This window comes from Mycobacterium sp. (assembly GCF_052144515.1).
GTDB lineage: Bacteria > Actinomycetota > Actinomycetes > Mycobacteriales > Mycobacteriaceae > Mycobacterium.
Map to the genome: position 1 here is coordinate 1 of NZ_JBKQQD010000328.1, position 11104 is coordinate 11104.

Below are 11104 nucleotides of genomic sequence, written 5' to 3' on the forward strand. Positions count from 1 at the left end.
GACTGCGGCGTCACGGAATTCTCCGTCGCAGGTTTCCATCCGCTTCTTGGTGAGCGGGCCGGTGTCCTCGATGCGCTGGGTGCCGTCGCCGTTGGCCCAGGTGTGCAGCACGCCGCGCGGCCCGAACTTCTTGCGGAACTCGGGATCCTTCGGATAGTCCGGCAGCTCGGGTTCCTCTTCGGCGTTGAGGTGATACAGGTTGCCGAAGAACTCGTCGAAGCCGTGCATCGTGGGCAGGTGCTCGTCGCGGTCGCCGAGGTGGTTCTTGCCGAACTGGCCGGTTGCGTAGCCCTGCGCCTTGAGCGCCGTGGCGATCGTCGGGTCCTGCGCCTGCAGGCCCAGCGGCGCCCCGGGCAGGCCCACCTTGGTCAGGCCGGTGCGGTACGGATTCTGGCCGGTGATGAACGCCGCCCGTCCGGCGGTGCAGCTCTGCTCCGCGTAGTAGTCGGTGAACAGCACCCCTTCGGCGGCAACGCGGTCGATGTTGGGGGTCCGGTATCCCATCAGCCCGTTGCTGTAGCAACTGAGGTTGCTCTGCCCGATGTCGTCGCCCCAGATGATCAGGACATTCGGCTTATCGCTCACTGGTTGGCCTTTCGCTGGCGAAGTTCGATGCCTCGCACCTGGGCCAGCTGACACTGGCGTACCAGGCACCCCCACAGGGATCCTAGACCCCGTCTCCGCCACCGCCACGGGCTTTCGGCTCGTAGGTACGCACCCGCCTGCCCGGTCCGCCGACCCGCCAGGGATGCCAACGCCCTCGGCGTAAGCCACGCCATGGTTTGCCGAGCCGACGGTGAACCGATAAACCGCCTCTAAGGCGTCGTATAACGACGGCTCCCCTGGCGACCGCTTGATGAACACGCTGGCGCGGCAGATCAGGGCGTCCTCACTTTGCTCGAAGACAAATGCATTTCGGCTGGTCGACAGATGCGCGATATGGGTCAGTCGTGAGGAGGCAGCAGGTGGGTTTCGCCGGCGTCGAGTTGCATGTCGAAGACGGTGAGCAGCGCAGAAGTGCCGGCGTACATCCCGGCCAGTGCTGCCAGATCGATGAGAAGCCGTACGCCAAGGAGGATACGGCAGCGTTACGGGTTGTCGCACTGACTGTTCGCGCGGTGAATGCCTCGCGGATCAGCTCGACGACGGTGCCAAACGGCGCCTCGATGTCGGCGCTCGGCGCCCCGAGTTTGACTGCGTCGAACCGCTACGCCGTCGGCACCGCTGGCGCGTCTCCAGAGTCAGGGGTTGCACATGGCCATGGTCGGCGCGAATCATCGACACCCATGACCGGGGATGAAAACAGCGACGCGGCACCCGCCGAGCAGCGTGACAACACGCCGCGGTATTCCGTGCCTGACGCTGCGGCCGAGCTGCCCAAGCACAAGCGCCTACTCCGTAGTGCACGCGATGGGCAGATTCTGAGCGCCTTGATGCTCCCAGCAGTGCTGCTCTCGCCCCCGGCCGGATATGGGGTGATCACCACGACGGGGCGAAAGACTGGAAAGCGGCGCCGCAAGTGTGTCCGCGTCATTCGCCGCGGCGACCGCGCCTACCTGGTCCAGTTGGTACCTCCGCACGTCGCGGTGACGCGTCCTGGCGCTGTCAGCAGTTGGGTATGGAATATCAGGGCGAACCCGCATGTGCGGCTGCGGATCAAGGGCGGATCCTTTGCCGGAGTTGCCCATGACATCACCGATCCCCCCGAACTAGATGTAGCGCGTTCGGTGCTTTGCGAGAGTGTGTATCCGACCGATTACGCCGAGGCCAGCCTCCATCTTCGCGGACTCCCGACACGGGCGAAAATCAAAGGACTGCATCGGTATTGGTTCGACACCGGACATCCACTCGTGGTCGAACTCAGAAGCTAGGCGCCTGTGCATCCGGAAGGAAGGAAAGCCAAGGTCCAAACTTGACCCGCGCCAGACGCTGATTACGCTCCCGGACGAGATCCCGTGGCAGGTCCCGTGGCAGGTCCCGGACGTGGCGCCACCGGACAGTGTGGCGGAGGCCGTCCTGGCGGGCGCCGAGGCACAAGAGGGTAGCTACCTGGTGCTGATGAAGTGGTTTCCCGGCTGGATGAGCGCGCCGCACACCTATGTGACGGACCGCTTGTGCGTCGTCGTATCCGGGGTGTGGTGGTGTAACAGCGGCGCGGACTTCGACCCGGGCAACGCGGTCCCGGTTTACCCAGGTGGATTCGTGCGCCGGGTCGCAGGAACGCCACATTACGATGGAGCGCTGGCCGGGGCCCTCGAACCCGCGGTCATCGCGGTGACCGGAACTGGCCCGGTCAGACAGGCCTGGGTGGACCCGGCGCAGCCGCCGCTGCGGCGACTATAAGCAGATGTAACGCGGCATTCGACATTGAGAGCACACCATCTCTCAAAGCATCGAGTTAATAGACAAGTTTGCTCCACTGTTGCATTGCGCTGCGTGTTGTATTGAGCACCAACGCCTTTCGGCAAGGGGGTCTTTTCAGCTCATGGCTTGCCGTGATCGGGGCGGGGGACGGTCCGTAGGTCCAGGCGTGGGATCGCGTCAAAGTCTCACGGATAGTCTCCGTATCGCCGGCCATACGGCAGGACGCTTGGAATGGATTTGCAGTCGGCACCTCCACAGCCCCATCGGGGCCGCGTTCCCAACGCTTGCACTTGCGCGAGCGCCGACCGCAGACCGGGGTCGATCATTCCAGCCTGCACTAGGGCCCGATAAGCCGCCAACTCCGAGGGCACCGACACCACCCGACGCTTGGCCAGCTCGAACACCAGCCGCCGCGGCCCACTCGACGGCAGCTTCGTACTCTGGGGACATGATTCCGAGGAGGTCACCGTGACGATCCGGCCAAGGCCCGTCGCACCTGCTGCCGGGCAGGAGTCAGTCTGGGACTACCCTCGCCCGCCCCGCTTAGAGCCCTTTGCCGGCTCCGTGACCGTGGAGCTGGGCCGCAAGACCATCGCGTCGACCAACCGTGCATGGCGGGTGCTGGAGACCAGTCATCCCCCGACTTACTACCTGCCCCGCGAGGCCTTCGCGGAGGGGGTGCTACGCGAGACCTCAGGCTCGTCGTGGTGTGAATGGAAAGGCCAGGCGACGTATTACGACCTGTTGACCGACACACGGACCGCTCCAAAAGCTGCCTGGAGCTATCTGAATCCTTCCCCCGGCTTCGAGCCGATCGCTGCCGCGGTCGCCGTAATGGCCGCGCTCGTTGACCGCTGCACCGTGAACGGCGAGGAGGTTGTTCCGCAACCCGGCGGTTTCTACGGCGGCTGGATCACCAGCTGGATCGTTGGTCCATTCAAGGGAATCCGGGGCTCGATGGGCTGGTAGAAACGCGGCCAGCGGTCGGGCGCCTGGCCGGTCCGCTGGGCTGAGCAGCCGCTGCTATCCGCGTTGCTATCCACACCTTGACCGGCGTATGAGAAGAACGGCTTCGGATTTCTCCGAAAATGCCTCTAAACTCCGGTTCCCTGGTCGGGCTGACAGTGCGTGATTTCACGACATAGTTTGACAGCTGTCCCGCAACATAGTTGACACCTCTGCGAACCAGGGAGGTCAGCGCCGATCACGCCTGTGAGGTGCTTGTCCGGCTAGGCCGACGGAATGTTCAACCGGCGGGCGAGATCCGGCCCGCCAACCTCGCGGATGAAGTCCGGGTCGCCACACACCACGAGTTGATCGCGGGCACGGGACAGGCCAACGTAAAGGTGTTCGCGGGAGCGCTCGAACGCAGACTGCGCGTTGACGACGAGCACGACTGCGCGGCGTTCGAGCCCTTTGAAGCCGAGGACATGGCCGTAGAAGACCTGGTCGGCAGCCTAGAAGCTGTCCCAGTAGGCGGCGTTGCCGGCGGCCTGCCGTTCCTTCTGTTCGGGGTGGCGGGTGCCGGTGGTCGGGGTCGCCGTGCACCGCCAGCGCCAGCCGCGCGACCTCTTCTTCACCGACATCCACGCTTGCTCAAATTCCGCCCGCGGCCGGCCTGCCAAGGATTGCTTGGTGTAAAACGCCTGCTGGGCAGCGATTCCACCGCCATGCGGAACAGGCCGGGCAACACCCGCGCCCTGATCTCGTCGGGTGGGCGGTCATCTTTGATGAGCGCGAAGATGTCGACGCGCACGCGCGCCACGTGATGCAGAGGGTTCTCGACGAGCCGGCCGCCCAGCGCCGCTTTCCGATCATCGGTTGACGCCAGTCATCAGGTGCTCGATCCTGCGACTTGCGATCGCCTGGTCGTCTACACTCAACTTCTCCGAGGACCGATGAAACCCAAAAACCCTCTGCGCCATCCCTTCCGCGTACCACGCGTCGAAAAGCCGCGCGCGGAAGGCCGTTTCTACCTCCCGAACGGTCGCCGGCTTGGCTACGCCGAGTTCGGTGACCCCTCTGGCGTGGTGGTGCTGTGGTTCCACGGCACGCCTGGCGCCCGGCGCCAGTTCCCCGTGGTCGGCCGGCGCGCCGCTATGAAGCTCGGCCTGCGCGTCGTCGTGCTGGAGCGGCCGGGCTCGGGTCTGTCCGATCCTCACCCCTACGCCGCGGTGGCCGACTGGGCCACCGACATGGCAGCTGTGGCCGACGCGCTCGGCGCCAAGCGTTTGGGCGTCGTGGGCCTTTCCGGCGGCGGCCCCTACGCCCTGGCTTGCGGCGCGGTGCCCCCGCTGGCCGATCGCGTGGCCGCCGTGGCCGTGCTGGGCGGCGTAGTTCCGTCGGTCGGCCCCGAGGCCACCGCCGGCAGCGTCGCCGACCTTGCCCGCCGCGTCGCCCCGATGCTGTCGCAGCTGCGCCGGCCCTTGGCAGCGCTGAGTACCGGGCTGCTGGCGCCCCTCGTCCCCTTCTCGCATTACGCCTACCGGGCCTACTCCGGCATTTCGCCCGAGGGCGATAAACGGGTGTTCGCCGACCCCGAAATCGAGGGCATGTTCATCGATGACATCGTCCTTGCCATCAAGGGCCGCTGCCAGGCCGTGGTCGACGATGCCCGGCTGTTCGGGCGGGATTGGGGTTTCCGGTTGGCCGACGTGAACGTGCCGGTGCGGTGGTGGCACGGCGACGCCGACCCTCTCGTGCCCCTCGCCGCCGCCCAAGCGGCGGTTTCGCGCCTGCCCGACGCCGAGCTCATCCTGCGCCCAGGCGAGAGCCACCTCGGCGGTTTCGCCACGGCCGACGAGGTCCTCGAGTTCATCCGCCCATTGCTCTGAGCCGCAACGACTTTCGCGGTTTCTTGACCGAGGCTGCGAAACGATCGACTTCCAGCCGGACAACGGTATCCAGTTGCGCGGACCGGCACTGGAATCTGCTCGGCTGTGTTTGCGCCGGAGCGGCCTGCCGGCTGGGCGTCGGCGACCACCCTTCCCAAGCGGCAATCCCACGACCACGCCCACACCGGCAGGCGCCACCACGGGGAGTGGGGACTCGGGCCGACTGGCGACACCCCTCCCGCCGTGCCGCAAGGCGGCCTCAGGCTCGTTCCATCGCCACGCCAAACCGCTGCGCGACCCGGGTAATTGGCCTGACAGCCTCCCGGGGGCGTGGGTGAAGATCGACGCCTGATGTCAGGACCTTGTCCCCTTTCGACCGTGTGGTGAACGGCGCACGCTATTGAAAAGCCCCGCAGGCTCAAGAAATCGGCTCGGCGGCACTGGCTGCTCCATCGTCGCCTCGGCAAAGTGGGAGGGTCTCATGACCACAGAGGTATCGCTCGACACCACAGCGCTCGACAAGGCGCTTGATGACCTGCACGCTGGTGCGCCCACCTGGGTCGCTCTGCCCCTCAAAAACAAGGTGGCGCTGCTGGAGGCGTTGCCGCAGAAAATCCTCGATTTCGGCCCGCAGATGGTAGCTGCGGCCGACAGGGCGAAGGGCATTGCCTCGACCTCCAGTTGGGTCGCCGAAGACTGGGTGACCGGTGTGTGGGCCTTCACCCAGGGCGTCAACTCGCACGCCCTTGTGCTGAACCGGGTACTTGCCGGGCAAGAGCCGATCAAGGCCGACGCGGTGCACACCAGGCCCGACGGCCAGGTCGTCGTCGACGTCTTCCCAGTCACCGCATACGACCGGTTGCTGCTTAACGGCTACAAGGCGCAGGTCTGGATCGAGCCGGGCATCAGTGCTGAGCAAACTCGCCAGAACGCCGCCAGGATGTACCGCGGTGCCGGCTACAGCCACCCAGGAGTGTCACTGGTCCTCGGCGCAGGCAACGTGGGAACCATTACGACGCTCGACATCCTCGACCAGTTGTTCGCGCAGGGGAATGTCTGCGTCGTGAAGATGAACCCGGTCAACGACTACCTCGGCCCGTTCTACGAGAAGATCTTCAATGAGTTCGTCTCGGGTGGCTGGCTGCGCTTCGTGTACGGCGGCGCCGACGTCGGCGGCTACCTGGCACGCCATCCGAAGGTTGACTCCGTTCACATGACTGGTTCGGCAGCGACCTACGACGCGATCGTGTGGGGTAACGATGCCGAGGCCGCGACTCGTAAGGCCCACAACACGCCAATACTGGACAAGCCGATCTCGGCCGAACTGGGCGGCATCAGCCCGTTGATCGTCGTGCCGGGCGACTGGAGCGATTCCGACATCAGGTTCCAGGCCGAGCACATCGCATCGAGCAAGCTCAACAACGCCGGCCACAACTGCATTGCGACCCAGATTCTGGTCGTGTCGGAGGATTGGCCCCTCGCCGACAAGCTCATCGCCGAAGTTCGCAAGGTCATGCGCGAGGTTGAGCCCCGCTGCACGTACTACCCGCGCTCGGACGAGAAGACCGACAAGGCTTGCGATGCGATGAGCGGCACCGAGTTCCTCAGCAGCGACAAGAGCCGCGCCCTCATTCCTGATGTTGACCCGCAAAGCGGTGCCAGCATCTTGCGCGACGAGGTCTTCGCCGGCGCCCTGGGAATCGTGCGCCTTCCCGGCAAGAGGGCACCCGAGTTCATGCGCAATGCGGTGGAGTTCTGCAACGACGTTCTGCCCGGCACTCTCGGGGCGACCATCATCATCGACCCGAAGACGCGCAAGACAGATGCGGCGGCCTTCGACGAAGCGATTTCCCACCTACGCTATGGCGACATCGGCGTCAACGTGTGGTCGGCGATGAACTTCTTGCTCGGCTACACGCCCTGGGGTGCATTCCCCGGGCACACTCCGCAGGACATCGGCAGCGGCACCGGCGTGGTGCACAACGCTTTCTTGTTGCAGCACGTGCAGAAGACCATCGCCGAGATTCCGTTCCGTCCTTCACCGCGCGCGATCAGCAAGGGCGAGTTGACGATATCGCCGAAGCCGGTCTTCTTCGTCACGAACAAGACGGCCGAGACGACGATTCGGCGACTCGTCAAGTTCCTCGTCGACGGAAAACCCACGGCGCTGCCCGGAATCTTTGCCTCCGCTCTGCGTGGCTGACAACGAGAACACGTTCATGGCCATCCGCGTCGCCCACATCGGCACCGGGCCGCTTGAGTTATTTTCCGCAGCTTGACAATCCAGCTGAGGTCGTGCGGCTCATCTTGAAGCTAAACGATTTTGGCGTTAATAGCGTAGACGAGAGAGGGTAGATCCGAATGCCGGCACGAACAGCTGATGAAGTTCGTCGGGCCACCAGCTTCTGCAAATTGTTCCAACACACCGCCGCTTCCCACCCTGATCGCGTTGCTCTACGCACCGCCGGTGGGGATGTGTCGATAACCTGGGCCGAGTACGCTGCCCGGGTTCGCGATATCGCGGCGGGGCTTGCGGCGCTCGGTGTGCGGCGAGGCGACACGGTGGCGCTGATGCTCACCAATCGTCCCGAGTTCAACCTGGCCGATGCGGCCCTTTATCACCTGGGCGCGGTTCCGTTCTCCATTTACAACACCAGTCCTGCCGAGCAGATCAACTATCTGTTTACCAACGCCGAGAACCGCGTCGTGATATGCGAGCAGCAGTATCTCGATGTGCTGGATCGAGCCCGGATAGGCACCACGGTTCAGCATGTCGTGTGTGTGAACGCTAAAGCGGCGGGCACCATGTCCTTGGCGGAATTGGAGCGGGCCGGCGAGCCCGGTTTCGACTTCGATGCGGTGTGGCGGGCAGTACAACCCGACGACGTGCTGGTGTTGATCTACACCTCAGGTACCACCGGGCCCCCCAAGGGCGTTGAGCTGACCCACGCCAACCTGCAATCCAACATCGCTGGCCTGATGGAAATCGCGGCACTCGACGAGCAGGACCGGCTGGTGTCGTACCTGCCGGACGCCCACCTCATCAACAGGTATGTCACGCACTACGTGCCGGCAGTCAGCGGCGGCTCGGTCACCACGGTCGCCGACCGTAACACGTTGATCACGGCGCTTGTCGAGGTGCGGCCGACGTTTTTCGTCGGCGTACCGCTGTTCTGGTACAAGATTCAACGAGCCCTTGAAGCAGCCCTGGCGGAGCGCGGCGGGACCGCGGGTCGGCTGGCACGGTGGGCGCTCGATGTCGGCGCGCGCAAGGGGCGCGCGCAGTCCGAAAGCGGTCGGGTTCCCGCGCGGACCCGCGTTCAGGCGGCCATCGCCGATCACCTGGCGCTAGGCCGAATGCGTCGCGGGATCGGCCTCGACCAGGTGCGTCTTGCAATCACGGGGGCAGCGCCGATCGCCGCAGAAACGCTTGCGTTCCTGCTCGGAATCGGAGTGCCGGTGTGCGAGGTGTGGGGGATGTCGGAGCTGTCAGCCGCTGCCACCATGAATCGACCCGACGATATCCATGTCGGCACTGTCGGCAAGCCGATGGCCGAAACCGAGCTTCGACTCGCCGATGACGGTGAGCTGCTGGCACGCGGACCCGGCCTGATGAAGGGCTACCACAACGACCCGCAGAAGACCGCGCAGGCCATCGATGATGACGGCTGGATGCACACCGGTGACGTTGGCACGATCGACCAGGGCGGCTACGTGCGGATCGTGGACCGGAAAAAGGAGTTGATCATCAACTCCGCCGGCAAAAACATGTCACCTTCCAATATCGAAAACCACCTCATTGCAGCCTGTCCGCTGATCGGCTCGGTCGTCGCCATCGGCGACGCCCGCCCCTTCGTGGTCGCGTTGGTCACGCTCGATCCGGACGCAGCAGCGGCATACTCGAAACGGCTCGGAATCGACCCATCGCCAGCCGCATTGGCAGCACACCCCGACGTTCGGGCCGCGGTGCAGGCGGGCGTCGATGCGGCCAACGCCAAGCTCTCCCGCGTCGAGCAGATCAAATGTTTCCGCATCCTGCCGACCTTCTGGGAACCAAGCGGCGACGAGCTCACCCCGACGGGGAAACTCAAGCGCAAATCGGTCACCGAAAAATACGCCGCAGAAATCGAGCAACTCTATGCCAATGCACGAAAGACCTGAGTGGCGCTGCCGCGGCGCGGGGCTGGAGAAGGTGCGAACCGCCCGCCTACTGGCTAGGTCTCCAGACGTTTCTTCAGTCCGGTCAAGGTGCTGTCGACCAAACCCTTGATCACGCGGTTCCGGATGAAGCCCGGCAGCGGCAGATTGTGGTGGATGGTCAACTCGTAGGTCACCGACGTCTTGTCAGGCGCCAACTCCTTGAGCGCGTAGCGCCCTTCCTGCCCTGTCTGCAACCTTCCCTCCACCATCGTCCAGCTCATGCCGTCATCCTGGTGTTCGTACGACAGCGTGTACCTATCCGTGCCGACGGTCGCGGACGCCTTGAACCGGGCGGTTGCCGGCAAGTCATTGTCCTCGTATACCTCGAGCACCTCGACCTCGAGGATCTCCGGAATCCACTCGACTTGGCTCTCCACATCACGGATAGTCGCCAGCACGTCGGCGAACGGCGCGTTAATCTGCACAACCTTCGTGGCGCTGTCGGTGGGCATAGTTGTCATCTCCGTAGTAGCTGTGCCAAAGCAGCGTTGGACCCTGCTGACTAAACGGTATCTTCGGGTTGGTGCGATTGCTCAGGTCTTCATGATGCGCAGCAACGAATTGACGGGCGGGGAGCCCGAAAACGGGACGCGGTGCCCCGGGGCGCCCGCGGCCCCGCCGCAACAAGAGCCTGCAAATCACGGCCATCGATCAGCCGCATGTCAACGTTAAGTCGGCGTTCAATCTGCACAGAGGGGCGGATGGTCGACGGTCGTTTGTCGGCGCCTTGCGAAGCGACCCGCTACGCGTCCACCACCGACGACAGTGGCACACCACCATCGATACGCCCGACGCCGCATTGGGCTGCCTCGCGAGTCGAATTCGCTTGCGGCCGGGACTAATTCGCTGATAGCCACGCTTTTCGGCTGTGCGTCTTTTCGATGTGCCCTGCTGATGCCTGCATCTGCGGCCGCCAGCAGACCGAGTGCGGACCGGGTTAGCTACACCTCACCTGAGGCGCTGGCCGCGCGGTATGGATTCAAAACGGAGACTAATTTCATGGATAACGGACGCGCCATTATTTGTTGGCGCCACCAGGGTCTGTAGTCTGGTCAGTAGTCGATCGAGCGGCCACTGAATTGCTCAATCTCCGTGGCCGCCACACGAAGTCATTTCGTCACTCTGACGTAATGCTCCCGGCAACAGCCCCCGGATGCGTGGTCAAAGCCCTCCGAACCGCCAACGTCCGTGAGAACCGGTGCGACCCCCGGCCTTATCGGCTCAGCAGCGAAACACCCAGACCTTCCATGTCGGCGGCGTTTCTCGTTACCGCTTCGAGCGGGGAGATCGCCGGGACTTCGACGGGAGCTGGTAGCGTCGTTTCTTCGTGGGATGGAAGATCCGTCGGAGTTCAGGCTTCCGCTCCCCCAGTGAGTTTTCCCGGTTTGCAACTCCACGGTGCGTCGCGGTCCCGTGGGACGGGAGACATAAGCTCAGCGATGATCTGATCGAAACCCGCGTCGGCGAGATCGTTTCAGCTGCTCTGTCCTAAGCCCTGATCTCTCGTGGGAGCTGGACTGTACCGGTGATGGGTTACCCATTCGCGCAGTTTCGTATAGATCGTCGGGTGGTTGAGTAAGTCGAAGTGGTGTAGCCCCCTCAGCGTCAGTCCGTGTTCGGGTTGGAACGGGATTCGTCGCGTGTTGCCCCTGCCGCACGCGCTGTGTGAGCGCACGAGGTGGTCGCCGACGAGGCGGCCGACCGCC

At 64.3% G+C, this 11104-nt stretch carries 9 protein-coding genes and 2 pseudogenes; 6 read left to right on the plus strand and 5 right to left on the minus strand.

Annotated elements, in window-relative coordinates; translation table 11 throughout:
* Positions 1-585: sulfatase-like hydrolase/transferase (locus tag ACLP9N_RS21880; protein WP_442409362.1), on the minus strand; the 585-nt coding region annotated here is incomplete at its 3' end.
* A 380-nt stretch (positions 586-965) separates the two neighbouring features.
* On the opposite strand from ACLP9N_RS21880, the gene ACLP9N_RS21885 reads away from it, so the two are divergent.
* Positions 966-1871 (plus strand): nitroreductase/quinone reductase family protein, encoded by a 906-nt coding sequence (locus tag ACLP9N_RS21885; protein WP_442409363.1) that lies wholly within the window; start codon positions 966-968, stop codon positions 1869-1871.
* Positions 1872-1983: 112 nt separating this feature from the next.
* Complete coding sequence (locus tag ACLP9N_RS21890; protein WP_442409364.1) at positions 1984-2343, plus strand: hypothetical protein; 360 nt, start codon at positions 1984-1986, stop codon at positions 2341-2343.
* Positions 2344-2613: 270 nt separating this feature from the next.
* Here the strand turns inward: ACLP9N_RS21890 and ACLP9N_RS21895 are convergent.
* Positions 2614-2792: pseudogene (locus tag ACLP9N_RS21895) on the minus strand (IS481 family transposase); the annotation flags it as partial.
* Between the two features lie 40 nt (positions 2793-2832).
* Between ACLP9N_RS21895 and ACLP9N_RS21900 the strand changes: the two are divergent.
* Positions 2833-3333: a DUF427 domain-containing protein gene (locus ACLP9N_RS21900; protein ID WP_442409365.1), complete on the plus strand. Its 501-nt coding sequence runs from the start codon at positions 2833-2835 to the stop codon at positions 3331-3333.
* Between the two features lie 260 nt (positions 3334-3593).
* Here ACLP9N_RS21900 and ACLP9N_RS21905 read toward each other — a convergent pair.
* Positions 3594-3905: pseudogene (locus tag ACLP9N_RS21905) on the minus strand (ATP-binding domain-containing protein); the annotation flags it as partial.
* 35 nt (positions 3906-3940) lie between these two features.
* Positions 3941-4120 (minus strand): hypothetical protein, encoded by a 180-nt coding sequence (locus ACLP9N_RS21910; protein ID WP_442409366.1) that lies wholly within the window; start codon positions 4118-4120, stop codon positions 3941-3943.
* Between the two features lie 142 nt (positions 4121-4262).
* On the opposite strand from ACLP9N_RS21910, the gene ACLP9N_RS21915 reads away from it, so the two are divergent.
* From ACLP9N_RS21915 to ACLP9N_RS21925, 3 genes are all read left to right on the plus strand, one after another.
* Entirely contained in the window at positions 4263-5198 is a 936-nt protein-coding gene (locus ACLP9N_RS21915) for an alpha/beta fold hydrolase (RefSeq protein WP_442409367.1), read from the plus strand.
* A gap of 481 nt (positions 5199-5679) precedes the next feature.
* On the plus strand, positions 5680-7401 hold the full coding sequence (locus ACLP9N_RS21920) for an aldehyde dehydrogenase family protein (protein WP_442409368.1): 1722 nt from the start codon (positions 5680-5682) through the stop codon (positions 7399-7401).
* A 158-nt stretch (positions 7402-7559) separates the two neighbouring features.
* Positions 7560-9359, plus strand: coding sequence for an AMP-dependent synthetase/ligase (locus tag ACLP9N_RS21925; RefSeq protein ID WP_442409369.1), 1800 nt, complete (start codon positions 7560-7562; stop codon positions 9357-9359).
* Positions 9360-9412: 53 nt separating this feature from the next.
* On the opposite strand, the gene ACLP9N_RS21930 is transcribed toward ACLP9N_RS21925, so the two are convergent.
* Entirely contained in the window at positions 9413-9850 is a 438-nt protein-coding gene (locus ACLP9N_RS21930; RefSeq protein ID WP_442409370.1) for an SRPBCC family protein, read from the minus strand.
* Positions 9851-11104: the final 1254 nt, after the last annotated feature.

Coding starts and splice junctions, on each gene's coding strand:
- ACLP9N_RS21920 (WP_442409368.1), top strand. CDS start 5,680: ATGACCACAGAGGTATCGCTCGACACCACAGCGCTCGACAAGGCGCTT.
- ACLP9N_RS21925 (WP_442409369.1), top strand. CDS start 7,560: ATGCCGGCACGAACAGCTGATGAAGTTCGTCGGGCCACCAGCTTCTGC.
- ACLP9N_RS21915 (WP_442409367.1), top strand. CDS start 4,263: ATGAAACCCAAAAACCCTCTGCGCCATCCCTTCCGCGTACCACGCGTC.
- ACLP9N_RS21930 (WP_442409370.1), bottom strand. CDS start 9,850: ATGCCCACCGACAGCGCCACGAAGGTTGTGCAGATTAACGCGCCGTTC.